This window comes from Streptomyces sp. NPDC050504, assembly GCF_044458065.1.
Lineage (GTDB): Bacteria > Actinomycetota > Actinomycetes > Streptomycetales > Streptomycetaceae > Streptomyces.
Genome location: NZ_JBITHO010000002.1, coordinates 712,603 through 738,524 on the forward strand (window position 1 = coordinate 712,603; position 25,922 = coordinate 738,524).

General features: G+C 72.4%; 23 protein-coding genes and 1 tRNA gene. 20 read left to right on the forward strand and 4 right to left on the reverse strand.

The features are described 5' to 3' along the window. Nucleotides 1–113 precede the first annotated feature (113 nt). On the reverse strand, nucleotides 114–710 hold the full coding sequence (locus ACIBNE_RS08995; protein WP_399270794.1) for an acyltransferase: 597 nt from the start codon (nucleotides 708–710) through the stop codon (nucleotides 114–116). 199 nt (nucleotides 711–909) lie between these two features. Between ACIBNE_RS08995 and ACIBNE_RS09000 the strand changes: the two genes are divergently transcribed. Continuing rightward, nucleotides 910–2,028 (forward strand): hypothetical protein, encoded by a 1,119-nt coding sequence (locus tag ACIBNE_RS09000; RefSeq protein WP_399270795.1) that lies wholly within the window; start codon nucleotides 910–912, stop codon nucleotides 2,026–2,028. A gap of 49 nt (nucleotides 2,029–2,077) precedes the next feature. Here ACIBNE_RS09000 and ACIBNE_RS09005 read toward each other — a convergent pair whose 3' ends face one another. Next, nucleotides 2,078–3,937, reverse strand: a complete 1,860-nt coding sequence (locus ACIBNE_RS09005; protein ID WP_399270796.1) for a hypothetical protein — start codon at nucleotides 3,935–3,937, stop codon at nucleotides 2,078–2,080. Nucleotides 3,938–4,194: 257 nt separating this feature from the next. On the opposite strand from ACIBNE_RS09005, the gene rplU reads away from it, so the two are divergent. The 11 genes from rplU (at nucleotide 4,195) to ACIBNE_RS09060 (ending at nucleotide 17,752) form a co-directional block, all read left to right on the forward strand. Continuing rightward, complete coding sequence (rplU, locus tag ACIBNE_RS09010) at nucleotides 4,195–4,515, forward strand: 50S ribosomal protein L21 (RefSeq protein WP_114036861.1); 321 nt, start codon at nucleotides 4,195–4,197, stop codon at nucleotides 4,513–4,515. A gap of 14 nt (nucleotides 4,516–4,529) precedes the next feature. Then, nucleotides 4,530–4,787, forward strand: coding sequence for a 50S ribosomal protein L27 (rpmA, locus tag ACIBNE_RS09015; RefSeq protein ID WP_399270797.1), 258 nt, complete (start codon nucleotides 4,530–4,532; stop codon nucleotides 4,785–4,787). 146 nt (nucleotides 4,788–4,933) lie between these two features. Beyond that, entirely contained in the window at nucleotides 4,934–6,373 is a 1,440-nt protein-coding gene (gene obgE, locus ACIBNE_RS09020) for a GTPase ObgE (RefSeq protein ID WP_399270798.1), read from the forward strand. A 207-nt stretch (nucleotides 6,374–6,580) separates the two neighbouring features. Further along, entirely contained in the window at nucleotides 6,581–8,614 is a 2,034-nt protein-coding gene (locus tag ACIBNE_RS09025) for a glycosyltransferase family 4 protein (protein ID WP_399270799.1), read from the forward strand. Between the two features lie 209 nt (nucleotides 8,615–8,823). Next, complete coding sequence (locus ACIBNE_RS09030; RefSeq protein ID WP_399270800.1) at nucleotides 8,824–10,326, forward strand: SDR family NAD(P)-dependent oxidoreductase; 1,503 nt, start codon at nucleotides 8,824–8,826, stop codon at nucleotides 10,324–10,326. Between the two features lie 170 nt (nucleotides 10,327–10,496). Continuing rightward, nucleotides 10,497–12,605, forward strand: coding sequence for a hypothetical protein (locus ACIBNE_RS09035; protein WP_399270801.1), 2,109 nt, complete (start codon nucleotides 10,497–10,499; stop codon nucleotides 12,603–12,605). A 250-nt stretch (nucleotides 12,606–12,855) separates the two neighbouring features. Continuing rightward, on the forward strand, nucleotides 12,856–13,962 hold the full coding sequence (gene proB, locus ACIBNE_RS09040; protein WP_399271271.1) for a glutamate 5-kinase: 1,107 nt from the start codon (nucleotides 12,856–12,858) through the stop codon (nucleotides 13,960–13,962). Between the two features lie 131 nt (nucleotides 13,963–14,093). Then, a complete protein-coding gene (locus ACIBNE_RS09045) occupies nucleotides 14,094–14,534 on the forward strand; it encodes a hypothetical protein (protein WP_399270802.1) in 441 nt (146 codons plus the stop codon). A 94-nt stretch (nucleotides 14,535–14,628) separates the two neighbouring features. Beyond that, a complete protein-coding gene (locus ACIBNE_RS09050; protein WP_399270803.1) occupies nucleotides 14,629–15,900 on the forward strand; it encodes a glutamate-5-semialdehyde dehydrogenase in 1,272 nt (423 codons plus the stop codon). 70 nt (nucleotides 15,901–15,970) lie between these two features. Further along, nucleotides 15,971–16,540, forward strand: a complete 570-nt coding sequence (locus ACIBNE_RS09055; protein ID WP_399270804.1) for a hypothetical protein — start codon at nucleotides 15,971–15,973, stop codon at nucleotides 16,538–16,540. Between the two features lie 108 nt (nucleotides 16,541–16,648). Next, nucleotides 16,649–17,752 carry a hypothetical protein gene (locus tag ACIBNE_RS09060; RefSeq protein WP_399270805.1) on the forward strand — a complete coding sequence of 368 codons (1,104 nt, stop codon included), beginning with the start codon at nucleotides 16,649–16,651 and terminating at the stop codon, nucleotides 17,750–17,752. Nucleotides 17,753–17,809: 57 nt separating this feature from the next. Here the strand turns inward: ACIBNE_RS09060 and ACIBNE_RS09065 are convergent, their stop codons facing one another. Further along, entirely contained in the window at nucleotides 17,810–18,925 is a 1,116-nt protein-coding gene (locus ACIBNE_RS09065) for a M48 family metallopeptidase (RefSeq protein ID WP_399270806.1), read from the reverse strand. 110 nt (nucleotides 18,926–19,035) lie between these two features. Between ACIBNE_RS09065 and ACIBNE_RS09070 the strand changes: the two genes are divergently transcribed. From ACIBNE_RS09070 to ACIBNE_RS09100, 7 genes are all read left to right on the forward strand, one after another. Next, a complete protein-coding gene (locus ACIBNE_RS09070) occupies nucleotides 19,036–19,221 on the forward strand; it encodes a hypothetical protein (protein WP_399270807.1) in 186 nt (61 codons plus the stop codon). 84 nt (nucleotides 19,222–19,305) lie between these two features. Further along, on the forward strand, nucleotides 19,306–19,446 hold the full coding sequence (locus ACIBNE_RS09075; protein ID WP_399270808.1) for a hypothetical protein: 141 nt from the start codon (nucleotides 19,306–19,308) through the stop codon (nucleotides 19,444–19,446). Between the two features lie 32 nt (nucleotides 19,447–19,478). After that, nucleotides 19,479–20,090, forward strand: coding sequence for a nicotinate-nucleotide adenylyltransferase (gene nadD, locus ACIBNE_RS09080; protein ID WP_399270809.1), 612 nt, complete (start codon nucleotides 19,479–19,481; stop codon nucleotides 20,088–20,090). A 19-nt stretch (nucleotides 20,091–20,109) separates the two neighbouring features. Next, entirely contained in the window at nucleotides 20,110–21,831 is a 1,722-nt protein-coding gene (locus ACIBNE_RS09085; RefSeq protein ID WP_399270810.1) for a LytR C-terminal domain-containing protein, read from the forward strand. A gap of 129 nt (nucleotides 21,832–21,960) precedes the next feature. Continuing rightward, nucleotides 21,961–22,401, forward strand: coding sequence for a ribosome silencing factor (rsfS, locus tag ACIBNE_RS09090; RefSeq protein WP_399270811.1), 441 nt, complete (start codon nucleotides 21,961–21,963; stop codon nucleotides 22,399–22,401). Further along, complete coding sequence (locus tag ACIBNE_RS09095; RefSeq protein WP_399271272.1) at nucleotides 22,398–23,051, forward strand: histidine phosphatase family protein; 654 nt, start codon at nucleotides 22,398–22,400, stop codon at nucleotides 23,049–23,051. The genes rsfS and ACIBNE_RS09095 overlap by 4 nt, the downstream gene beginning before the upstream one ends. A gap of 146 nt (nucleotides 23,052–23,197) precedes the next feature. Next, nucleotides 23,198–23,270, forward strand: a tRNA-Ala gene (locus tag ACIBNE_RS09100). Nucleotides 23,271–23,317: 47 nt separating this feature from the next. On the opposite strand, the gene ACIBNE_RS09105 is transcribed toward ACIBNE_RS09100, so the two are convergent. Further along, nucleotides 23,318–24,256, reverse strand: a complete 939-nt coding sequence (locus tag ACIBNE_RS09105) for a helix-turn-helix transcriptional regulator (protein ID WP_399270812.1) — start codon at nucleotides 24,254–24,256, stop codon at nucleotides 23,318–23,320. A gap of 93 nt (nucleotides 24,257–24,349) precedes the next feature. Between ACIBNE_RS09105 and ACIBNE_RS09110 the strand changes: the two genes are divergently transcribed. Next, nucleotides 24,350–25,843 (forward strand): MFS transporter, encoded by a 1,494-nt coding sequence (locus ACIBNE_RS09110; protein ID WP_399270813.1) that lies wholly within the window; start codon nucleotides 24,350–24,352, stop codon nucleotides 25,841–25,843. Nucleotides 25,844–25,922 lie beyond the last annotated feature (79 nt).

The window sequence follows — 25,922 nt, forward strand, 5'->3', positions numbered from 1 at the left end:
GGGGTCGACGGGCGGGGGCGGCCGGCGGCGGGGGGGGCGGGGCGCGCCCGGGGGGGGGGGGCCCCCCCCCGGGCGGGGGGCGGCGCCTCACTCGTACGTACGGCAGGAGGTCCTCAGCGCTCGGAGAGGACGCCGTCCTTCTCCTCGTAGCGCGCGCCGCTCTTGGGGCACTCCCACACGCCCGGCTCGCCCTCGACCTCGGTCAGCTTGACGCCCGTGCGGCCGACCCAGCCGATCCGCCGTGCCGGGACGCCGACGACCAGCGCGAAGTCCGGGACGTCCTTGGTGACGACCGCGCCCGCCGCGACCATCGCCCAGCGGCCGACGCGGACCGGGGCGACGCACACCGAGCGCGCGCCGAGCGAGGCGCCCTCGGCGACCGTCACGCCGACGGCCTCCCAGTCGGCGCCGCGCTTCTGCTTGCCCTCGGGGTCCACCGAGCGCGGGTTGTGGTCGTTGGTGAGGACCACGGCCGGGCCGACGAACACGCCGTCGCCCAGCTCGGCGGGCTCGTACACCAGTGCGTAGTTCTGGATCTTGACGTTGTTCCCGATCCGCACGCCCGTACCGACGTAGGCACCGCGTCCCACGACGCACGCCTCGCCCAGCCGTGCCCCCTCGCGGATCTGGGCGAGCTCCCAGATGCTGCTGCCCTCGCCGATCTGGGCGGACTCGTCGACCTGGGCGGTGGGCTGGACCCTGTAGTTCACTGTTCTGCCTCTGCATTCCGGCTGCCGGTGCGTCTGTCGCCCGGCGAGCATACGCGGGCCCGCGGGAGCCGTCCGGACCTGCGGGAGCATCCATAGCCCCACCGGCGCGTTGCTATTCTCGCGAGAGGGATCCGGCGAGGTGAGTAGAGAGTGGCGTCACAACATGAACCTGCGCTCCATAGGTAGGCGTAAATCCGCGGTGTCGCCTTCGCCTTCGCGCCCCTCGGCCCCGGCATCCTCCGCCACCGCCACCGCCACCGCTCCGCGCGCGGGCGGCTGGCTGCTGCGGGGCAAGGACGGCAGGCTCACCGCCTACGCCCCCGCCAAGGACGGCCTCCTGCGCTGGACCGAGAGGCCCGCGCGGGAGGGCGGCTGGACCGCGCCGGACTTCATCGACGCGCCCGCGCTGCTCGGCCTGGCGGTCGCCCAGGGCCCCAGTGGGTACGTGCACCTGTTCGTCCAGTACCGCAAGGGCAAGTACCCCCAGCTCAAGCACGCCATGCAGTACCAGACGGGCCGCCCGGTCGGCCCCTGGTTCGAGCTGGGCAACCCGCACCGCAACCACAAGGTGCCGGGCCCGCCCGTCGCCGCGGTCGACGCCGACGACGCCGTGCACCTGCTCATCGGCGACATCGGCCACGGCGTGCACCTGCGGCGCCAGAACAAGGCCGGCAAGTGGCTGTGGTGGGAGGACCTGCCCGACTCCGTCCCCACGGCGGGCCCGGTGGCCTGCGGGGTGCTGTCCGACGGGCGCATCGAGTTCCTGGCGCCCGAGGCCGACGGGGTGCTCGGCTGGCAGCAGAAGGCCGCGCACGGTCCCTTCGACACGGCCAAGCCCGCCCCGGCCACCGCCGAACCCGGCTCGCTGGGCGCGCTGCTCACCTCGGAGGGCGGCGCGGGCGACGCCGATGGCGAGGAGGCCGCGGGCGGCGGCGTCACCTACTACTGGCACGACCGGGACGGCGGCGGCGTGATGGCCCGCACGCCCGGCGGCGAGACGGTGTCGCTCGGCGGGTCTCCCGGCGGCGGCGCGGTGACGGCGGTGCGCACGGTCATAGAGGGCCAGGACTGCACGGTGCTCGCGCACCGGGGCGCCGACGGCCGCCCGGCCGTCGCGGCGTTCGCCACGGGCACGGAGACCGAGGTGGAGGACCTGGTCTGGCAGAGCACGGGAGAGCCCTGTCTGGGCACGCCCGCGCTCGCGCTGGACGGGGCCGACCGGCTGGTGGCCGCGGCCATCGGGACGGACGGCACGCTGCGCGTCGCCCGTCAGAAGGACGAGCCGGGCCTGGCCCTGGCCGCCTGGCAGCGGATCTGACCGGAGCCGGGGGCACGGCGGGGGCGGACGCCCGCCGTCGTGCCCCCGGCTACCGTCGCCTCCGGCCGCGCACCGCCCCGTACAGCTCGCCCGAGAACACCAGCGCGGCGAGCGTCGCCATGCCCGTGCGGAACCAGCCCGTGTCCGCCGGGTCGGTCCAGGCGTAACCCGCCAGCGGGACGAAGAACAGCACCGCCAGGGTCCGCGTCACCCACCAGAACCGGGAGCGCGCGGGCGCGGGGGCGCCGGGGAACTCGCCGTCCCCGCTGGTCACCGTCGCCTTCATGCCCGCGATCAGCCCGCGCCTGGCCAGCACCCGGGCGCCGTCCGCCGCGTCCAGCACCTCGGGGCGGCTGCCGAAGCCGGCGGGCAGCGGCGGCAGGCCGAGGGCCGCGAGCAGTTCGGGCTGGCTGCCGCGCGCGGTGCGCAGCAGCGACGCCACGGGGCGGGGGTCGGTGACCCGGAACGCGTCGGCGAGCACCTTCGCGGTGGCCAGGGCCGCCGCGTGGTCGGGCAGCGGGGCGGCCGGGTCCCACTGATGCGAGACCAGCTCGTCGCCCTTGTGGACGAGCGTGAAGCCGTGCCGGTCGCCCGAGCGGCGCAGGACCAGGGCGGGCCACTTCTCGGCCGTGGTGAAGTTCTCCGCGGCCCGGGTCAGCACGTCGCTGGTGAACAGGGCGGCCCGTCTGCCCGTCGGCGCGTCCGCGACCAGCTCCACGTAGCTGTACGCGCCGCCGCGCGCGGGCGCCATGCGCAGCGTCGCGCCCGACAGCAGGGCGGCCTGGGCGACGGTGGCGGGGGCCGCGGCGACGACGGCCAGGGCGCTCGGGGCCTCGCCCTGCCAGGCGGGTGCGGCGGGGCGGCGGGGCGCGGAGAAGAACGGGGTGCGCGCCGCGATGTTCATCCGCACGCCCGCGCGCATCTCCAGGAAGTGGGTGCGCGGGTCGGGCCCCAGGTACCTCCAGGGGTACGTGGTGGCGTGCACGCCGATCGCCCGGAACACCTCCAGCGCGTCGTCCCAGCGCTTGGTGACGGTGAGCATCAGGGCCAGGTGGTTGCGGAAGCCCGCCGCCTCGGGGTCGCCGGGGGCGTAGCCGGCGGAGAGCGCCAGGGCGCGGTCGAGCGCGGCCTCGATGCGGGCGGGGTCGATGCGGTCGTCGCCCTCGGTTCCTTCGGGGCCGGTCCCGTCCGGCTCGTTCATCTCGTACTCGACCGCCGCCAGGAGCGGCAGCGCGCCGAGCCGGGAGCCGGGCAGCGCCGCGTCGGCCGCGCGCTCGACGAAGTCGAACATCTCCCGGTGGGAGCCGTACCACTTGGCGCACAGGTACTGCAGCGCCGCGCGGTGGCAGCCGTAGTGGTGCGGGGCCCGGCTGGTGGCCTCGGCCCAGTACAGGTCGAAGACCTCGCGCGGGGCCTGGCTGCCCAGCGCGTGGGTGAGCGCCACGCGCCAGGGCGTCGGGTCGTGCGGGTTGAGCTCGGCGGCGGCCGAGATCACCGGCGCGGTGTCCTCCAGGAGCGCGAAGAACGCCTGGAACTGGTCCTTGGACACGTCCTTGGCGAGGGCCGCCGTCCGCACCGACCACGCCTGGACGATTCCCAGGTCCGCCTTGACCAGGACCGCGTCCGGGTCGTCGGGCGACTCGGCGAGCCAGGCGTCCAGCCAGCCCGGGATGTGCGGCGCGGCGTCGGCGAACTGGGCCACGTAGTCGTTGCGGCGCTCCCACTCGGCGTTGACGCGGGTCTCGGCCAGCAGCGCGCGGGCGGGCCCGTGGTCGCCCGCGGCGGCCGCCGCGAGGGCGGCGCGCAGCGCGGGGTCGGGCCGGTCGAGGACGACGGCCTCGTCGGGCGGCAGGTCGGCGCCCACGGAGGAGCCGTGGCGCATCATCCGGGGAGTGGCGAAAAAAGACACGTGGGTATTCGACCCGGGCGGCGGCGCGTTCCACCAGTGGTTTGTGGTTGCGATGCCGTATCGCCGGGTAGGCAGTCAGGTCTGGTTTGACCCTCCGCGAGGCGGCCCGTAATCTTGTCCATCGGCGTGTTTCCATGCGCGCCTGCTTCTGAGCATCTTCCTCACGCACCGTTCGCGGAGCGGGAGAGGCCGCTCGCCCGTCTGGGCTTCGAGCGGCTGGCATCAGGGGTTCCGTTCCGAGCGAGAGAGAGATCCGCGTGTACGCCATCGTGCGCAGCGGTGGCCGTCAGCACAAGGTTGCTGTCGGTGACATCGTTGAGGTTGACAAGATTTCCACTGCCAAGGTTGGCGACACGGTCGAGCTCTCGACCCTGCTCGTTGTCGACGGCGACGCCGTGACCAGCGACCCGTGGGTCCTGGCCGGCATCAAGGTCACGGCCGAGGTCGTGGACCACCACAAGGGCGCCAAGATCGACATCCTGCGCTACAAGAACAAGACCGGCTACCGCCGTCGCCAGGGTCACCGCCAGCAGTACACGGCGATCAAGGTCACCGGCATCCCCACGGCTGCGAAGTAAGGGACTGAGGAGACATGGCACACAAGAAGGGCGCATCGTCCACCCGGAACGGTCGCGATTCCAACGCTCAGCGGCTCGGTGTGAAGCGCTTCGGCGGTCAGACCGTGAACGCCGGTGAGATCCTGGTCCGCCAGCGTGGCACGCACTTCCACCCCGGCTCGGGCGTCGGTCGTGGCAAGGACGACACGCTGTTCGCGCTGAACGCCGGTGCGGTGGAGTTCGGTACCCACCGCGGCCGCAAGGTCGTGAACATCGTTCCGGTCGCCGCCTGATCCAGGCGTCGCCGTAGAGCGGTTTTCTTTTCGCGAGGGCGGATCTCGCTTCCCGGCTCGAAGAGTCGGGAAGCAGGTCCGCCCTCCGCGTGTTACGAGTAAGACATTTCTGGCTTTTCTGTCGTACGCATCTGGAGGCACCCAACATGACCACCTTCGTGGACCGCGTCGAGCTGCACGTCGCCGCGGGTAACGGGGGTCACGGCTGTGCCTCCGTACACCGGGAGAAGTTCAAGCCGCTCGGTGGCCCCGACGGCGGCAACGGCGGCCGCGGCGGCGACGTGATCCTGGTCGTCGACCAGGACGTCACCACGCTGCTCGACTACCACCACTCGCCGCACCGCAAGGCCACCAACGGCCAGCCGGGCGCGGGCGACAACCGCGAGGGCAAGAACGGCAAGGACCTCGTCCTGCCGGTGCCCGACGGCACCGTCGTCCTGGACAAGCAGGGCAACGTGCTCGCCGACCTGGTCGGCCAGGGCACCATCTTCGTCGCGGGCCAGGGCGGCCGCGGCGGCCTGGGCAACGCGGCGCTGGCCTCCGCCCGCCGCAAGGCCCCCGGCTTCGCGCTGCTCGGCGAGCCCGGCGAGGCGCGCGACGTCGTCCTGGAGCTCAAGACCGTCGCCGACGTGGCCCTGGTGGGCTACCCGTCGGCGGGCAAGTCCTCGCTGATCTCGGTGCTGTCCGCGGCCAAGCCGAAGATCGCGGACTACCCGTTCACGACGCTCGTGCCCAACCTCGGCGTCGTCACCGCGGGCTCCACCGTCTACACCATCGCCGACGTGCCGGGCCTGATCCCCGGCGCCAGCCAGGGCAAGGGCCTGGGCCTGGAGTTCCTGCGCCACGTCGAGCGCTGCTCGGTCCTCGTGCACGTGCTGGACACGGCGACGCTGGAGTCCGACCGCGACCCCGTCTCCGACCTCGACGTCATCGAGGAGGAGCTGCGGCAGTACGGCGGCCTGGGCGACCGACCCAGGATCGTCGTCCTCAACAAGATCGACATCCCGGACGGCCAGGACCTCGCGGACATGATCCGCCCGGACCTGGAGGCCCGCGGGTACCAGGTCCTGGAGGTGTCGGCGGTCGCCCGCACGGGCCTCAAGGAGCTCTCCTTCGCGCTGGCGGGCATCGTCGCCAAGGCGCGCGCGGCCAAGCCCAAGGAGGAGGCGACCCGGGTCGTCATCCGTCCGAAGGCCGTGGACGACGCGGGCTTCACGGTCACCTACGAGGAGGAGACCGAGCTGTACCGGGTGCGCGGCGAGAAGCCGGAGCGCTGGATCCGCCAGACGGACTTCAACAACGACGAGGCCGTCGGCTACCTCGCGGACCGGCTCGCGCGCCTCGGCGTCGAGGACGAGCTGCTCAAGGCGGGCGCCCGTGCGGGTGACGGCGTGGCGATCGGCCCCGAGGAGAACGCGGTCGTCTTCGACTGGGAGCCGACGGTCATGGCGGGCGCGGAGATGCTCGGCCGCCGTGGCGAGGACCACCGCCTCGACGCGCCCCGGCCGGCGGCGCAGCGGCGCCGCGACCGGCAGGCGGAGCGCGACGACCCGCAGCGCGAGTACGACGAGTTCGACCCCTTCTAGGGGGTCGGTGCGCCGCTTGCTCGCGCAGTTCCCCGCGCCCCTGGAAGGGGCGCGGGGAGGGGCCTGGTCCGCCGCAGGCGAAACCCTGCCCCCGGGAAACGGTAAAAAGGGCGTGTCCCGGGACAACCCCGGGCCCCCGGGTTCCGTCTACCAGCGCGGAGCGCACAGGACACGCGCCCCGCGCATCGCACAGTGAACGGAGCGGCGATGAAGATCTCCTTCCTCATCCACACCATTTACGGCATCGGCGGCACCATCCGCACCACGCTCAACCTCGCGGAAGAGCTGGCGGGCCGCCACGAGGTGGAGATCGTCTCGGTGTTCCGCCACCGCGACGTACCGCTCTTCGCGATCGACCCGCGCATCACCGTCGTACCCCTGATCGACACCCGCCCCAAGTCGCCGACGAACGAGTCGAAGCACCCGGAGCACCTGAAGCCGGCCGCCGCCTTCCCCGCGGCCGAGGCGCGCTACAAGGAGTACAGCGCCCTCACCGACGAGCGCGTCCGCGCGCACTACGCGGACAGCGACGCGGACGTCGTCATCGGCACCCGCCCGGGACTCGTCGCGTACGTCGCGCGGTTCTCGCCGGACAGCGCCGTGCTCATCGGTCAGGAGCACATGACGCACAACCACCACAAGCCCGCGCTGCGCGCCGAGCTGGAGCCGTACCTCCGCAGGATCGACGCCTTCGTGACGGTCTCCGAGGGCGACGCGGCCTCCTGGCGCGAGCACCTCCCGCTGCCCGACACGCGCGTGCTCGCCATCCCCAACAGCGTGCCCGAGCCGGTCGTCGCGCCGTCCGACACCTCGGGGACGACCGTCGTGGCGGCCGGGCGGCTGGCCACCGAGAAGCAGTACCACGTGCTGATCGACGCCTTCGCGAAGGTCGTGGAGCAGCGCCCCGAGTGGCGCCTGCGGATCTGCGGCTGGGGCCCCCGCAAGGAGCACCTGCGCAAGAAGATCGACAAGATGCGGCTCAACAACAGCGTCCTGCTCATGGGCCCGCGCACCCCCATCGACCCGGAGTGGGTCAAGGGCGCGATCGCGGTGTCCACCTCCCGGCACGAGTCGTTCGGCATGACCCTGGTCGAGGCGATGCGCTGCGGCCTCCCGGTGGTCACCACCGACTGCGACTACGGCCCCCGCGAGATCGTCCAGGACGGCGTGGACGGGCTGCTGGTGCCGGTCGGCGACGTGGACGCGGTCGCCGCCGCGCTGCTGAAGCTGATCGACGACCCCGAGCTGCGCGGGGCCATGGGCGCCGCCGCGCTGCGCAACGCGCGCCGCTTCGACCCGGGCCCGGTCACCAAGCAGTACGAGGAGCTCTTCGTGGAGCTCGGCGCGGCCAACACCCAGCGGACGGCGCCGCACCACGAACGCGAGGCCGAGGAGGCCGGATCCGGCGAGCCGGCCGGGGCCGCCGCCGACTGCGTCGTCGAGTCCGACGGCGCACTGGCCTTCACGCTCGTCTCCGGCGCGGTCCCCGGCTCCCGCCTGGTCGTGGCGCAGGCCGCCGAGCGGTCCTTCGACTTCGACGCCGAGGGCCGGGCCGTGGTCCCCGCCGACACGCCGTTCGCCGAGGGAGTGTGGCGCTGCGAGCTCGAACTCCCCGACGGGGGAGGGCGCTTGAAGCTCACCGGGCGCTCCGTCGACCAGCGGGGCGCGCTGCGGGCCGCCGACCGGCAGGGCACGGACGGGGCGCGGAACGCGGTGCCGCACGTGCGCGACGGCGTACTGATGCTGCGCGCGTGGGCGCGGCCCGTGCACGCCGAGGCCGGCGACATCGTCATCACCGACCGGGACTTCCTCTTCACCGGCCGGATCTTCGGCGCCGCCGTGGGCGAGCGGCCCGCGCTGGTGCTGCGGCGGCGCGGCGACGTCCGCGAGGAGCTGGAGTTCGAGGGGCGCAGGGTCGGCGCGGACGGCTTCACCGTCCAACTGCCCGCCGTACGCGCGGTGAAGAGCCAGCTGACCGAGCTCGACGTGTGGGAGCCCTGGCTGCGCTACGCGCCGGACGCGGCCCCCGTGCGGGTCGGCCGGGTCCTCGACGACGTCGTGGAGAAGAAGCACGTGTTCGTGTACCCGCCGGTGTTCCTCTTCAAGGACGTCCCGTTCGCGCTCGCGCGCGCGGTGGTCCGTAAGCTGCGGAGGCAGAAGCAGCGGAAGGTATCGGTGAAGGTCTTCTACAGCGTCACCAACGATCTGGTGATGCACGTCGGGGACGTCCCCGTTCAGTAGGGCCATGTCAAGCAAGGCCGTTCCGGGTCCCTGACACGTGTGGTGTCAGTCACCGGGTCGCCGCTCGACCGTTCCGGCAACACGCCTGGCCACCGGGTTAACCCCCGGTGTACGGCGCGTTCCGAGCAGCAGGTGTCCGCCTTGCGAGACGGTCACGGAGAGTGCGACCATCGGCATCGTCCCCCACTCATCGCAAGGTAGGTCGTTCTGTGTCTGTGCCGCACGAAGCCAAGCCCCGGACCACAGCGGTCGTGCTCGCCGGGGGCACCGGCCAGCGCGTGGGACTGTCGATCCCGAAGCAGCTGCTGAAGATCGCAGGCAAGGCAGTCATCGAGCACACCCTCTCGATCTTCGAGCAGGCGGACTCCATCGACGACGTGATGGTGCTGATGGCGCCGGGTTTCGTGCCCGACGTGGAGAAGATCATCGCCAAGGCCGGGTTCACGAAGGTGAGCCGGGTCATCGAGGGCGGGGCGACCAGGAACGAGACCACCGAGCGGGCCATCGCCGCGCTCGGCGAGGGCCTGGCGGAGGGCGAGGACCGCAACGTCCTCTTCCACGACGCGGTGCGTCCGCTCCTGTCACAGCGAGTGATCCAGGACTGCGTGGACGCGCTGGAGCGGTACCAGGCGGTGGACGTGGCCATCCCGTCCGCCGACACCATCATCGTGACCCGGACGCACGGCGAGGACGGCGAGTTCATCACCGACGTCCCCGACCGCTCCCGGCTGCGCCGCGGCCAGACCCCGCAGGCGTTCAAGCTCTCCACGGTCCGCAGGGCGTACGAGGTCGCGGCGGGCGACCCCAACTTCCAGGCCACGGACGACTGTTCGGTGGTCCTCAAGTACCTGCCCGACGTGCCGATCTACGTCGTCGCGGGCGACGAGTACAACATGAAGGTGACCCAGCCGGTCGACGTCTTCATCGCCGACAAGCTCTTCCAGCTGGCCTCCACCGCCGCCCCGCGCCAGGCCGACGAGGCCGCGTACCGCGAGCTGCTGTCGGGCCGGACCCTGGTCGTCTTCGGCGGCTCGTACGGCATCGGCGCCGACATCGCGAAGCTGGCCGGGGAGTACGGCGCCAAGGTGTACGCGCTGGGCCGCTCCACCACCGGCACCCACGTCGAGAACCCGGAGCACGTGGACGACGCGCTCTCCCGCGCGTACGCCGAGAGCGGCCGCGTCGACTACGTCATCAACACCGCGGGCGTCCTGCGCATCGGCAAGCTCGCCGAGACCGACAACGCGACCATTCAGGAAGCGCTGAACGTCAATTACCTGGCGCCCGTACAGATTGCCCGTGCCTCGTACAAGTACCTCGCGGAGACCCAGGGTCAGCTGCTGCTCTACACGTCCTCCAGCTACACCAGGGGCCGTGCCGAGTACAGCCTTTACTCGTCCACCAAGGCCGCCATGGTCAATCTGACCCAGGCGCTCGCCGACGAATGGGCCGCCGACGGAATCCGGGTGAATTGCGTGAACCCGGAGCGCACCGCGACCCCGATGCGCACCAAGGCGTTCGGCCAGGAGCCCGACGGCTCGCTGCTCTCCTCCGAGGCCGTCGCCCGCACCTCGCTGGACGTCCTGCTCTCCGAGTTGACCGGTCACGTCATCGACGTACGGCAGCAGGACCCGACGCGCGAGGCCAGCGAGGACGCCTCGGGCTTCGAGCAGGCACTGGCCTCGGTGCTTGACCGTCAGAACGATGTGTAATAATCGCTGACTAAATGGACTTTCTCGGGCCTCCGTCTCTCACACGCAATGGCGATCACCATTCCGTGTGAAATGCGGAGGCCCGAGTTCGTGAAGCCGCGCCTTCACAATTTCCACTAAATCTGAATCGACTTGAATCAAACCAGCACCCCCTCTGGAGCAGGTTCTTCGTGATTTCGACCGCCATTCGCCTGGCCCGTGTGGGCAGCCGGTCAGAGTTGGCCGCGGCAGCCCTCATGCTGCTGGGCTATCCGTGCGTCATGCTCGCCGCACTCATTCCCAACCTGCTGTTCTTCGCGGTGGCGGGCGCGGTGACCTACCTCGCCGACTGGTACCTGCACCACAAGAACAGCTACCTGGTGAACCGCCTCAACCAGGTCCGCGTCGGCCTGCCCATCCGCTTCCTGCTGCGCCAGCTCCTGCTGGTCATGCTGCTCGCGCGGGAGGGCATGGCCGAGACGCCGCTCTTCTACGTCGCCGTCGGCTGCTTCCTGCTCTTCTTCGGCCTCCAGGCCCCCCACGGCGCCCTGGCCACCCTCATCAGGCTGCGCCGCACGATGCCGGTCGTCACCCGCAACGTCGACCTCAACGCCGTACGCATCCCCGACGCCCCGCCGAACGCGCTGCTGCGCCGCTCCGGCGAGAAGATGCTCCACCTCGACCTGCCCGCCATGGTCGGCATCGCGGCCGCGGCCGGCACCGGCGACGAGGTGTACGGATTCGTCGGCGCCGCCGCCACCCTGGGCCTCGGCCTGATCTACACCGCCGTCCTCGTCCCGTACCTCAGGCACAACCGCCGCGCCCCCACGGCGGGCAAGGTCCTCAAGGCCGTCGGCACCTGGCTCGGCGAGTACCAGCCGACCACCATCCTGTACTTCTCCGGCTCCGACGACGCCGCCTACCAGGTCAACATGTGGCTGGACACCATGGCCGAGACCGAGGGCAGGCCGCTGATCGTGATGCGCGAGCGCAGCCTCGTCGCGAAGCTCGGCGAGACCGCGGTGCCGATCCTCTGCGTCCCCGGCGGCCAGCACCTGATGGCGATGGACTTCTCCTCCGCCCGCGTCTGCCTCTACGCCGCCAACGTCGGCAAGAACATCCACATGCTGCGCGTGCCCACCATGAAGCACGTCTTCATCGGCCACGGCGACAGCGACAAGCTCGCCTCGGTGAACCCCTTCTCCAAGGTCTACGACGAGGTGTGGGTCGCCGGCCGGGCCGGCCGCGACCGCTACGCGCTGGCCGACGTCGGCGTGCGCGACGAGGACATCGTCGAGGTCGGGCGCCCGCAGCTGGCCCCCATCGAGTTCTGGCGCGGCACCCCGAAGAACCCGATCCCCACCGTCCTGTACGCCCCCACCTGGGAGGGCTGGGACGGCAACCCGGGCAACACCTCGCTCCTCCTCGCCGGGGTGAACATCGTCCGCCGCCTCCTGGAGGCCGAGCGGCCCGTCCGCGTCATCTACAAGCCGCACCCCTTCACCGGACTGGTCAACAAGAAGGCCAAGGCCGTCGACGACCGCATCCAGGCCATGGTCAAGAAGGCCGCGGCCGAGCGCGCCACCGACCCCCGCTGGGCGCGGGAGGCCGCGGCCGCCAAGGGCGCGCAGTCCGCCGCGCGCACCGAACTGGCCCGCGTCGAGGCCCGCCTCGCCGAACTGGCCAAGCCGGGCCGCGCGGGCGGCGACGAGGCCGAGGAGTCGCGCGTCTCGCTCGCCGACCCCGAGCGCCTGGCCGAGATCAAGCGGCTGCGCGCCGCCTGGAACGAGGCGTACTGGACGTCCGTCGGATGGTGGGAGCACCGCGTCGTCACCGGCGCCGAGCCGAAGCTCTACGACTGCTTCAACCAGGCCGACGGCATGGTCTCCGACATCTCCAGCGTCGTCTCCGACTTCATCGCCAGCGGCAAGCCCTACGCCGTCACGGACTCGGCCGAGCTGGGCGTCACGGAGTTCAAGCGGCAGAACACCGCCGTGCGCGCCGCCGTGATCCTCTCCAACGGCGCGGCCGAGCTGGACGAGCTGCTCGCGGCCGTCGCCGACCCGGCGGCCGACCGCCTCGCGGAGGACCGCGGCGAGCTCAAGCAGTACCTGCTGGGCCCCGAAGAGCCCACGTCCATCGAGCAGTTCAACGCGGCGGTACGGGCCCTGGCGGCGCGCGCCGAGGCCCGCAACACCGGAGTGCGCCAGCGCATCGGCGAGCAGGAACTGGGCGAGCTGGACGAGGAGTCGGAGACCGGCGAGACCAACGGGGCGGCCCCGGCCACGGCGGCGCTCTGACACCCGGCGGGACACGGGGGAGGGCGGGGCCGTCACGGCCCCGCCCTCCCCTTCGCCGTGCCGTGCCCGACCTTCGCCGTGCCGCGCCCGAACAGCGCTCAAAATGAGCCATGTCCCGTTGTGTCCGGCATGTGTTCGTCCCGTGCCCGTCACGCGGGCGATCCGTGTCCAGCGAATGAAATGGGACCGCACCCCGGGCCCGGCCTGGCGTAGGTTCGAACCCGTGACAGTGGCAGCAAGGCAGCATGGTGTGACCGAGGCCCGGCGGATCGTCGTCAAGGTGGGCTCCTCCTCCCTGACCACCGCGTCCGGCGGCCTCGACGCCGACCGCGTCGACGCCCTCGTGGACGTGCTCGCGAAGGTCAGGGACGGCGGCGAGAAGGAGGTCGTCCTCGTCTCCAGCGGCGCCATCGCGGCCGGCCTCGCCCCGCTCGGCCTCGCCCGCCGCCCCAAGGACCTGGCCCGCCAGCAGGCCGCCGCCAGCGTCGGCCAGGGACTGCTCGTCGCCCGCTACACCGCCTCCTTCGCGCGCTACGGCGTCCGCGTCGGCCAGGTCCTGCTCACCACCGACGACACCAGCCGACGCGCCCACTACCGCAACGCCTACCGCACCCTCGACCAGCTCCTCGCCATGGGCGCCCTGCCCGTCGTCAACGAGAACGACACCGTCGCCACGGACGAGATCCGCTTCGGCGACAACGACCGCCTCGCCGCCCTCGTCGCCCACCTCGTCCGCGCCGACCTGCTGGTCCTCCTCTCCGACGTCGACGGCCTCTACGACGGCGACCCGGCGAAGCCCGGCACCTCCCGCATCGCCGAGGTCGCCGCCCCCGAGGACATCGCGCACGTCCAGATCGGCAGCGCGGGCAAGGCGGGCGTGGGCACCGGCGGCATGGTCACCAAGGTCGAGGCCGCCCGCATCGCCGCGGCCGCCGGCATCCCCGTCGTCCTCACCTCCGCCTCCCGCGCCGCCGACGCGCTCGCGGGCCGCGACACCGGCACGTACTTCCACCGCACGGGACGCCGCTCCGCCGACCGCCTCCTGTGGCTCGCCCACGCCTCCACCCCGCGCGGCTCCCTCACCCTCGACGAAGGCGCCGTACGGGCCGTCGTGGAGGGCCGCAAGTCGCTGCTCCCCGCCGGGATCGCGGGCGTCGAAGGGGACTTCACCGCGGGCGACCCGGTCGAGCTGCGCGACCCGGCGGGCCGCCCCGTCGCCCGGGGCCTCGTCAACTTCGACGCCAAGGAGATCCCCCTCCTCCAGGGGCGCTCCACGCGCGACCTCGCCCAGGAACTGGGCCCCGCCTACGAACGCGAGGTCGTACACAGGGACGATCTCGTCGTCCTGCGTCCCTGAAGGTCACCTAGAACGGCTGAAAGTCCGGCCATCCAGCGGAGACCTTCCGGAAAAACGCCCCGCGCCGTCCCCAGGACTGGTCAACTTTGTTGCGGGGACACAGCACAGACCGCACGAACAGGAGGCCGCCGGTGAGACGACCGCGTCCGGGGGCGCCGCCCCGAGGGTCCGGGGGACGGGCCCTGACCAGCGTCGAAGCCGGAGCCGACTTCCAGGAGGCGGGGGATCCGGAGTCCAAGCTCTGGCACATCACGCTGAGCGTCTCCGGTGCCGAGACACCGCTGAAGGAGGTCCGCCGCGGCCTCGAACAGCTGGCCCACGACCACCCCTTCCTGCTGACCAGCAGGTACGCCAACGACCACGCCGAGATCAGGTACTGGGAAGAGGCCAGGGACCTGCACGACGCGGCGGCCGTCGCACTGCGCCTGTGGGGCGAGCATCGCTCGACCGCGCGGCTGCCCCCGTGGGAGATCGTCGGCCTGGAGGTCATCGACCGCGCGACGTACCACCAGCGCGTGGCCGAGGGCTACGGCCCGCCCCCGGCGGCCCCGGTGGGCGTCCACCCCTACTGAGCGGGCCCGCGCCCGGCCCGACGGGCGCGGACGACCGCATCTCGCAGTCCGGGACGCGGCGGACCGCCCGCAGGCGCGGCATTACCCTGCGGGCATGACGTACGACGAGGATTCCCCGGTCATCCAGGGCGCCCGCCGCGCCCGCGCCGCCGCCGCCGAGATCGCGCCACGGCCGCGCGCGGCCAAGGACGCCGCGCTGCTGGCGATCGCGGACGCCCTGCTCGCCCGTACGGACGAGATCGTCGCGGCCAACGCCGCCGACGTCGCCCGCGCCCGCGGGGCGGGCACCGCGGAGTCGGTCGTGGACCGCCTCACGCTCACCCCCGAGCGCGTCGCCGCCATCGCCTCCGACGTGCGCGACGTGGTCGCGCTGCCCGACCCGGTCGGCGAGGTCGTGCGCGGCTCGACCCTTCCGGGCGGCATCGACCTGCGACAGGTCCGCGTCCCGCTCGGCGTCGTCGGCATCATCTACGAGGCCAGGCCCAACGTCACGGTCGACGCCGCCGCGCTCTGCCTCAAGTCCGGCAACGCCGTCCTGCTGCGCGGCTCCTCCTCCGCGTACTCCTCCAACACCACGCTCGTCGAGGTCCTGCGCGACGCCGTCGCCTCGGCCGGCCTGCCCGCCGACGCCGTGCAGTTGGTGCCCGGCGAGTCCCGCGAGTCCGTCACGGAGCTGATGCGCGCCCGCGGCCTGGTCGACGTGCTGATCCCGCGCGGCGGCGCCTCCCTCATCCGCACCGTCGTGGAGAACTCGACGGTCCCCGTCATCGAGACCGGCACCGGCAACTGCCACGTCTACGTCGACGAGGCCGCCGACCTCGACACGGCCGTCGAGATCCTGATCAACTCCAAGGCGCAGCGCGTCAGCGTCTGCAACGCCGCCGAGACCCTGCTGGTCCACGCGGGCATCGCGGACGCCTTCCTGCCGCGCGCCCTCGACGCGCTCGCCGAGGCGGGCGTCACGGTCCACGGCGACGAGCGGGTCCTGCCGTACGCCGAGGACTCCAAGGCGACCGCCGTCGCGGCCACCGACGAGGACTGGGCGACCGAGTACCTGTCGTACGACATCGCGGCGGCCGTCGTCGACTCGCTGGACGACGCCGTCGCCCACATCAGGCGCTGGACCTCCGGGCACACCGAGGCGATCGTCACCACCTCGCAGGGCGCGGCCCGCCGCTTCACCCGGCTCGTGGACTCCACGACGGTCGCCGTCAACGCCTCCACCCGCTTCACGGACGGCGGCCAGTTCGGATTCGGCGCCGAGATCGGCATCTCCACGCAGAAGCTGCACGCCCGGGGACCGATGGGCCTGCCCGAGCTGACCTCGACGAAGTACATCGTGACGGGAGACGGACACATCCGCTGAACCGCCCGCGGACGGGGGCGACTTCGTCTACTCCCTGCCCAAAGCCATCCGCCCGGTCTACTCTGAACGGGTGCCGGACGACGTGGGAGGCAGGCCGTTTCCTGACGGCTGGGAGCCCGACGACGACCGCGGGGGCGCGGACGACGACTTCGCCTCCGTGGTGTTCGACGAGGACTTCGTACGGGCCGCGGAGATCCATGAACCGACCGCAGTGGAGCGGCTGTTGGCGGCGGCCCAGGCGCGCGCCGAGGCCGAGGCGGCCAGGGCGCGGGCGGGCGGCGGCCCGCCGGACGACGAACTCTACGAGTACGACGCCGAAGGCCCCTACGGCCCCTACGGCACCGGCGACGAGGACGGCCGCGACCCCGCCGGGCCCTACGGCCCGCACGGCGGGGCGCTGCGGCCCTACCGGGGCACGGCCCACTGGCACCGCCCCGTGGCCTGGCTGCTGGCCCTGCTGATGGGCGTCGGGATGGTCGCGCTGGCCTTCACCGCGGTCTACCGCGGGGCCGCGGGCGGCCGGGGCGACCAGGTGCCGCCGCCCGCGACGACCGGCGTCGACAAGCCGTCGCCGGAGAGCCCGTCGGCGTCGGCCGACTACTCCAGGCCCGACGTGTCGGCGTCGCCGCGCAGGCCCTGACGCCCTTCGGAGCACCCGGACGCCCGTGCGGCGAGTCCGTCCGAAGTCGTCCGAACTTGTCGTGTACCAGGGCGTTTACGGGAGCCGGTACAGACCTACTCTGAAAGTATGGCAGGGCGTGCGGACCCACCGGAGGGGACACCTGACGGCACTCCCGAAGGGCTCCCGGGCGGTGGAGACGACGAATACCGATCCGTCGTCTTCGACGAGTCGTTCGTCCGTGCTGCCCGCCTCCAGGAGTTCTCCGCCCAGGAGCGGATGGGCGACCACGCCAGGGCCGTCCGCTCCCGCCCCGCGGGGAACATCGCCCGGTCCTTCTCGCGCCAGGCCCTGATCCTGATCCTGCTGGTCTGCCTCGCCTTCGGCACCGCGGTCTACCTCGGGGTGCGCCATCCGTACGAGGCCCCGCCCCGGCACCGCGCGGAACCCGCCGTGCTGACGGTGGTGCCCCTCGCCCCGGCCGGGGCCGTGCCCGGCGGCACCCCCGACGACCTCTTCGCACACAGCCCCGCCGCGCAGTTCAGGACCGGGGCCGCGGGCATCAACCTCCCGCCGACGCGGCGCACCGAGCACTTCTCCGAGAGCCAGATCGTGACCGCGATGACCACGGTCAAGGACTACCTGGTGGAGTCCTCGCTCGACCCCGACGTCCTCACCGGTGACACCGTCAGGCAGGTGCGGGTGCTGCTCGACCCGGACCAGACCGAGCAGTTCGACCGGAGCATCGGCACGCCCCGGGGCGACGGGCGGCACTCGGCGACCGGCTGGCTGGTGCGGTTCGACCCGTCGAAGGTCGTCCTCGCGGACTCCCGGATACGGGTCCAGGGGACGCTGCGGTTCGCCGAGGCGGGCCGGGACGTGCTGGAGGTGACCGCCGACCACACGTACGTGTACGCGCTGCGGCCGACGGGTGCGACGTCCTCGGCCGGGGCGTCGCTGTTCGCCGTCCGGCGGGAGTTGCGCTTCACCTTCGACCGGGACGACCTGCGGATGCACCGGGTGGAGCTGGCGTCGGCCTACGTGCGGGCCGGGCCGCAGGCGTGCTCCTCCGACGCGGCGGGCCGGCTGCGGCCGCTGCTCGCGGGGCAGCGGGCGGGAGCGGGGGGTCCCGCGGGGACGGATCCGTACGCGACGGGGGGCACCACCGAGGCGGTGTGCGGGACCCTCGCGCGAGGCGCCCAGCCGACGCTCGGGGGCGCGCCGGGCTCCTGACCCTCGCGCGGCGGGGCGGGTGCGTACGGAAGCAGCCCCGCCCGCCGCGCGTGCGCCCTACTTCGTGCCGTCCCCGTCCCGGTCCCCAGCACCGGAACCGGAGGAACCGTCGGAGGATCCGGAGGAACCGGAACCGGAGGAACCGGAAGAGCCGTTCCCCGTGAACTTGTCCCGCAGCCGACCGCCCAGGTCGCCCGCGCCGCCCGCGATGTCGCCGACCAGCTTCATCAGCGGGTCCTTGCTGGTCTTCACCGCGCCCGCGTAGTGCGCCGCCGACTCCCGGAAGGAGTCCGTCACGGAGGTGTCCTTGTCCTCCGAGCGCCGCGGGTAGTGACCGTCCATGATCCGCTGGAAGTCCCGGCCCTCGGCCCACTTCTTCAGCTCGGCGGCCCGCACGGTGGTGAACGGGTGCGACCTCGGCAGCACGTTGAGGATCTTCAGCACGGAGTCGCGCAGATCGCCCCCCGCCTCGTACTCCTCCGCCTGCGCCAGGAACGCGTCCACGTTCATCTCGTGCAGGTGGTTGCCGCCCGCGATCTTCATCAGGCCGCGCATCGACGCCTTCAGGTCCTGGCCCACCAGCAGCCCGGCCCGGTCGGCCGAGAGCTCCGACTTGCGGAACCACTCCCGCAGCGCCGTCACGATCGCCATGATCGCGACGTGGCCCAGCGGGATCCACGCGACCTTCAGCGCGAGGTTCGTGAGGAACAGCAGGATCGTGCGGTACACCGCGTGCCCCGACAGCGCGTGGCCCACCTCGTGGCCGACGACCGCGCGCATCTCCTCCTCGTCGAGCAGCTCGACGAGCCCCGTGGTCACCACGATGATCGGCTCGTCGAGCCCGATGCACATGGCGTTGGGCCGCGGGTCCTGCGTCACGTACATCGCCGGGACCTTCTCCAGGTCCAGGATGTAGCAGGCGTCCCGCAGCATCGCGTTGAGGTGCGCGAACTGGGCGTCGCTCACCCGCACCGAGTCCGAGAGGAACAGCAGCCGCAGGCTCCGCTCCGGCAGCAGGCCGCTCAGCGCCTTGAAGACGGTGTCGAAGCCGCTCAGCTTGCGCAGGGCCACCAGCGCCGAGCGGTCCGCGGGGTGCTCGTACGCCCGCGACGAGATCCCCGGGAAGCGCTTGCGCTGCCTGCTCGGAGCGCTGTCGTGACTGCTTTCTGTCATGGATGCCCCCTAATTCGAACGAGTCGCTGCTCGTCCCCCTGACGGACCCCAGCCTAGGCGCTGGGGCTACGGTGGTGGCGAGCCTGTGGACAACCGAGGAGTCACCCGAAATGCCCGACACCACCACGCTGCTCTCCGCGGCCGCCGGCCCGGCGGCCGACCAGCAAGGACCGGGCGACACGCTCAGGATCGTGCTGCTCGCCTCGCTCGTCGGAGCAGCCCTGCTCGCCTGGTTCCTGCTGCGCGGCTACCGGAACGGCGACGACCACAGCGGTGACAACGACCCCAACGACTGAGTCGGCGTGAGCGTGCCCGGGTGGCCCGCATACGATGTGGGCGAAGTCTCCGCCCGACCCCCGATGGAATAGGTCACGCTGAAGATGAACCTCGTCACCCTTGCCGAAGGCGCCGAGCACGGCGGCAACCACGCCTCCCTGAGCCCGTACGTCACCGGCGGCGGCGCGTTCCTCGTGCTGCTGCTCCTGCTCTGGATCACCACCCGTTTCAACCGCGACCGCTGAGCCCGGCGGACGTACCAGTAGGCTCTGCACGCATGGGAGAGCAGGAAGTGCCTACCGGCAAGCGCCGGATCGGCGTCATGGGCGGGACCTTCGACCCGATCCACCACGGTCACCTGGTGGCGGCCAGCGAGGTCGCCGCCCTTTTCCACCTCGACGAGGTGGTGTTCGTGCCGACCGGGGAGCCGTGGCAGAAGAGCCACAAGGCGGTCTCTCCCCCCGAGGACCGCTATCTGATGACGGTCATCGCCACGGCTTCGAACCCGCAGTTCTCGGTCAGCCGCATCGACATCGACCGCGGCGGTCCGACGTACACCATCGACACGCTGCGTGACCTGCGCTCCCTCCACGGCGACGCGGACCTCTTCTTCATCACGGGGGCCGACGCGCTCTCCCAGATCCTGGGATGGCGCAACGCCGAGGAGCTCTTCTCGCTCGCCCACTTCATCGGTGTCACCCGGCCGGGCCACGACCTGACGGACGACGGGCTGCCCGAGGGCGTGGTCTCCCTGGTGGAGGTTCCCGCGCTGGCCATCTCGTCCACGGACTGCCGGGCGAGGGTCGTCAAGGGCGACCCCGTCTGGTACCTCGTTCCGGACGGCGTCGTGCGCTACATCGACAAGAGCCAGCTGTACCGCGGCGCATGAGCCTCGGGGAGGGGCACCGGTGAACGACCAGCAGAACCCGTACGACCCGTACGAGCTCGTGGGATACGACGAGTACGGACAGCCGGTGTACCAGTACGCCCAGCAGCAGCAACCGCAGCAACAGCAGCAGGCGTACGGCTACGACCCGTACGCCCAGCAGCAGCCGCAGCAGAACGCCGCGCCGTACGACCCCTACGCCCAGCAGCAGTACGGACAGCAGGCGCAGCAGCAAGCACAGCCGCAGGCCCAGCCGCAGCAGCAGACGTACGGCTACGGATACGACACCACCGGTACGGGCCGACAGCCCGCCGCCGTCGACAGCACCGCGCAGTGGGCCGCCCCGCAGCCGCCCCAGCAGTCCGTACAGGCGGCCCCGCAGCCCCCAGGAGCGCCGCGGACGGCCCCCGAGCCCCCGCAGGACCCCGTCGTCCCCGGGCAGCGCCGTGCCGAGCAGCGGGACGGGCGGGCCGGGAGCGACGACGCCGAGTACCGCACCGAGCAGTTCTCGTTCATCGAGGAGCCCGACGAGGACTCCGAGGACGTCATCGACTGGCTCAAGTTCACCGAGAGCCGCAGCGAGCGCCGCGAGGAGGCCAAGCGGCGCACCCACAACCGGATCGTCGCGCTGGTCGTCGTCGCCGTGCTGGCGGTCGTCGGCGGCGTCGGCTACCTCTGGTTCGCCGGCAAGCTCCCCGGGCTCTCCGACGGCAAGGGCGACAAGGGCGCGACGGCGACCGGGCCGCAGCACCGCGACGTGATCGCGCTGCACCTGCACGCCACAGGCAAGGGCGGCACCTCCACCGTGCTGCTGGTCGACAACACCACCACCAAGCAGGGCACCACCGTCCTGCTCCCCAACTCCCTCTCCGTCGCCGACGAGGACGGCACCGCCACCACCCTCGCCAAGTCCGTGGAGGAGGACGGTTCGACGGGCACCCGAGAGTCCCTCTCCACCCTCCTCAGCGCCAAGATCACCGGCACCTGGCGACTGGACACCCCGTACCTGGAGAACCTGGTCGAACAGGTCGGCGGCATCGACGTCGACACGGACGCCACGGTGCCCGGCGCGAAGAAGGGCGCCGCGCCGCTGGTGACGAAGGGCGAGGCGCAGACCCTCAACGGACAGGCGGCCGTCGCCTACTCCACGTACCGGGGACCGGGCGAGCCCGAGGCCGCGCAGCTCCAGCGGTTCGGACAGGTCGTGCAGGCCGTGCTCCGCAAGCTCCCGGACGACGCGCAGGGCGCGACGGTCGTCGTGCAGACCCTGGCGCAGGTGCTCGACCCCTCGCTGCCGGAGAAGGACCTCGGAGCGTTCCTCGCCAAGCTCGCGGCGCGGGCCAAGGGCGGCGCGTACAAGACGACCCTGCTGCCCGCGCAGCCGGACGGCACGCTCGGCGAGCAGGCGGCCGACAGCGTGGTCAAGGACATCCTCGGCGGCTCGGTGAAGGCGCCGGAGCAGGGCGAGACCGTCCGGGTCGGGGTGCGCAACGCGACCGGTGACAAGAGCGTCGCCGACGCGGCCAGGACCACCCTGGTCAACGGCGGCTACACGGTCATCGACGGCGGCGGCGCCGACGGTGCCGAGGAGTCGCGGGTCACCTACGGCGACGCGGCGCAGAAGCCGAAGGCCGTGGAGGTCGCCAAGACCCTCGGGCTGAAGGAGTCCGCGGTGAAGCAGGGCAAGGCCGCGGCCAACGCCGACGTGTCGGTCGTCCTGGGCCGGGACTACAAGGCGAAGTGACCGGGTGCGCGACCGGCCGGACGACCGGCCGAAAGGGCCGCGGCGAGCGGCCCCGGTCGATTGCCGCGAGCGCTGTCGGCGGTCCGTGAGACCCTAGAGGTCGATCTGACCGCCGACGAAAGCCAGCTTGTGACCGCCACGGACCGCTCCATCGAGCTCATCAACGCCGCCGCTCAGGCGGCCGCCGACCGGCTCGCGCACGACATCATCGCCTACGACGTCAGCGACGTCCTGTCGATCACCGACGCCTTCCTTGTGGCCTCGGCCCCCAACGACCGCCAGGTCAAGTCGATCGTCGACGAGATCGAGGAGAAGCTCAACAAGGAGCTCGGCGCCAAGCCGGTGCGCCGCGAGGGCGACCGCGACGCCCGCTGGATCCTCCTCGACTACGTCGACATCGTCGTCCACGTCCAGCACAGCGAGGAGCGCGTCTTCTACGCTCTGGAGCGCCTCTGGAAGGACTGCCCCGAGATCGCCCTGCCCGAGGACGCCGTCAAGACGCGCGGCAAGGCCGAGGAGCACGCGAAGCTCAACGGCGCCCCGGCCGAGCCGGAAGGTGAGCTGAGCTGAACGGCACCACGGGCGGCACGGGCCGCCGGATAGTCCTGTGGCGGCACGGCCAGACGGCGTGGAACCTGGAGCGCCGCTTCCAGGGCACCACGGACATCGAGCTGACCCGGACCGGCGTGGCCCAGGCCCGCCGGGCCGCCCGCCTGCTGGCCTCCCTGAAGCCCGACGCGATCATCGCGTCCGACCTCAAGCGGGCCGCGGCGACCGCCGCCGAGCTGGCCGGGCTCACCGGCCTGCCCGTGACCCACGACTCCGCGCTGCGCGAGACGTACGCGGGCGAGTGGCAGGGCCTCACGCACGAGGAGATCGTCGAGCGGTACGGCGAGCAGTACGCCGCCTGGAAGCGCGGCGAGCCCGTGCGCAGGGGCGGCGGCGAGCTGGAGACCGAGGTCGCCGACCGGGCGGCCCCCGTGGTGCTGCGGCACACCGAGAAGCTGCCCGAGGGCGGCACGCTCGTGGTCGCCAGCCACGGCGGCACGATCAGGACGACCATCGGCAGGCTCCTCGGCCTGGAGTCCCACCACTGGGAGGGCCTGGGCGGCCTCAGCAACTGCTGCTGGTCCGTGCTGGGCGAGGGCGCGCGCGGCTGGCGTCTGCTGGAGCACAACGCGGGGACGCTCCCCGAGCCCGTGCTGGGGGACGACACCTAGTCCGTCCCCGGGGGCCGCGGAGCGGGTCCGCCGGGCGCCCCCGCGGGGCTCCGGACCTCGGATTTCACTTTCTGGCAGGTCACAGGCTAAAGTTCTTCTTGTTCGCAGCGAAGAACCGCCGAAAGGCGGGGAGCGAAGCGAAGAGCGGGGCTATAGCTCAGTTGGTAGAGCGCCTGCATGGCATGCAGGAGGTCAGGAGTTCAATTCTCCTTAGCTCCACAATCAAAAGGATCCCGTCCCCGTCAGGGGGGCGGGATCCTTTCGTTTCACCGCTCCTTCGCGGCCCGCGCCCCCGGCCGCCACTCCGAGAGCCTGCGCGAGTGGTGCGTACAGCCGAAGTGCGGGTCGTCCAGGGCCATCAGCCGGTCGAGGCGTTCCGCGCTCACCCCGTCGTTCGGCGTGTAGACCACGATCCGGCACTCGGGCATGCCGTTGATCTCCAGCGAGAGCGAGGTCATCCGGATCGGGCCGGTGTCGAAGTGCTGGAACACCTTCACCCGGCGGCCCGGCGGGATCACGTCGCCGCGCGCCCACATCGCGGCGAAGGCCGCGCTGGCCGCCGAGAGCCGGGCGATGAAGCCCTCCCACTCCGGGTCGCCGACGTGCCTGCCGTAGGCGGCGCGCAGCTGACCGACCATGATCGGCAGCTCCTCGTCGAGGTTGAGCACGGGACAGCAGCAGCCGGGCACCGTGAACAGCTGGTGCAGCGAATTGCGCTCGGACGGCGGCAGCATCGCCATCGTCGGGAACAGGCTGCGGTACCCCGCGTTGGTCGCCAGGACGTCGTAGCGCGCGTTGTAGACCACGGCGGGGCGCGGCGCGAGGGCGTCCAGGATCCCCTGGACCTCGGGGCCCAGCGCGTCGGCCGGCTCCTGCTGCGCGGGCAGGAAGGGCACCTCGGCGAGCTGGTACAGGTGCTCGCGCTCCGCCGCGTCGAGCCTGAGCGTGCGCGCCACGGCGTCCAGGACCTGCGCGGAGGCGTTGATCGGGCGGCCCTGCTCCAGCCAGGTGTACCAGGTGACGCCGACCCCGGAGAGCTGGGCCACCTCCTCGCGGCGCAGCCCGGGGGTCCGGCGGCGCAGCCCCGGCGGCATGCCGACATCGGCGGGCGTCACCCGGGCGCGGCGGCTGCGCAGGAACGCCGCGAGCTCGGGGCGGCGGCGCTGGGCCGGTGCGGTCGCTGTCACAGTCGTCACGTCCCCCATGGTCGGTCGGTGGCCGCGCCCTTGCCAGGTGCTGCCGGTACCAGGATCAGCGGGCTCTCGTTACCCGTACCGCCGCGCCCGCAGGCTCGGTGCATGACTTCGACCCCCGCAGTGGCACAGGGGCCCGCGCCGGGCTCCGTGCCAAGTCCCGCCCCCAGTAAAGCCGGTGGCACCGACAACCGTCGTGCGGCCGGTCCGGGGCGGCTGCTCGCCGCCCTCCTCGCCGCCCAGTTCATGGCGCTGCTCGACGCCTTCATCGTCAACGTCGCCGCCCCCACGATCCGTACCGAACTGCACGCGTCGGGCGCCGACCTGCAGCTGATCGTCGCCGGGTACACCGTCTCGTACGCGGTGCTGCTGATCACCGGTGCCCGGCTGGGCGACCTGCTCGGCCACCGCCGGGTCTTCCTCGGCGGCCTGGCGCTCTTCACCGCCGCCTCGCTCGCCTGCGGCCTGGCGGGTGACACCGTCCAGCTGATCGCCTTCCGGCTCCTCCAGGGCGTCGGCGCGGCGCTGATGATCCCGCAGGTGCTCAGCCTGGTGCAGCGGAACTTCGCGGGCGAGGCGCGGGCCAGGGCGCTCAGCGCCTACTCGGCCGTGCTCGCCACCGGCGCCGCCGCGGGACAGGTGGCGGGCGGAGTGCTGGTCAGCGCCGACCTGTTCGGTACGAGCTGGCGGCCGGTCTTCCTGGTGAACGTGCCGATCGGGGCCGTCCTGCTCGTCGTCGGACTGCGCGTGCTGCCGCGCGACTTTGACGAGGAGCGGGCACGCGCGCGCGGGCTGGACCTCCCCGGACTCCTGCTGCTGGCCGCCGCCGTCTCGCTGCTGACCGTCCCGCTGGTGCTCGGCCAGGAACAGGGCTGGCCGGTGTGGGCCTGGCTGTCCCTCGCGGCGAGCGCGGTGTTCTTCGCGGTGTTCGTCCGGTACGAGGCACGGCTGGCGGCGCGCGGCGGGGCGCCGCTCATCGCGCCGCGCGTGCTGCGCAACCCGGGGATCGCCGGGGCCGTGGTGCGGATCGCGCTGGTGATGGCGGTCAACTCCGGCTTCATGTTCGTCTTCTCGCTGCACATCCAGGGCGGCCTCGGCTACTCCGCGCTGCGCGCCGGGCTGACGTTCGCGCCGACCGCCGTCGTCTTCGGGATCGTCGGCCTGACCTGGCGGAGCTGGCCCCGGGCGCTCCAGCGGGCGCTGATCCCGGGCGGTTTCGTGCTGGCCGGAATCTCGGCGGTGGGCGTGGCCTGGGTGATGCGGTACGGGGAGCCGGGCGGCCCCGCGATGTACCTGGCGTTCGCCGGGTTCGGGGTGGGCGGCTCGCTGGGCTTCAGCCCCACGCTGACGGGCGCGCTCGCGACGGTGCGCCAGGAGGACGCGGCGGACGCCAGCGGGCTGCTGGTGACCGTCACGCAGCTGGGCCAGCTGATCGGGGTGGCCGCGTTCGGCGCGCTCTTCCTGGCGCGGCTCGACGCGCCGGGCGCGCACGCGCCGGGGGCGCATGTGTCGGCCGACGCGCTGTGGGTATGTGCTCTCGCGCTGGGTGCCGCCGCGATCTTGGGGGCGTTGGCCGGTTCGGTACGAAAAGGGCGCTGACCTCCTCGCGGCGCCATGGCAGAATCGGACGGCCGGAGGGGGACGACGGAGCGAGCGGGAGGGAGCGTGCGATGGCGGC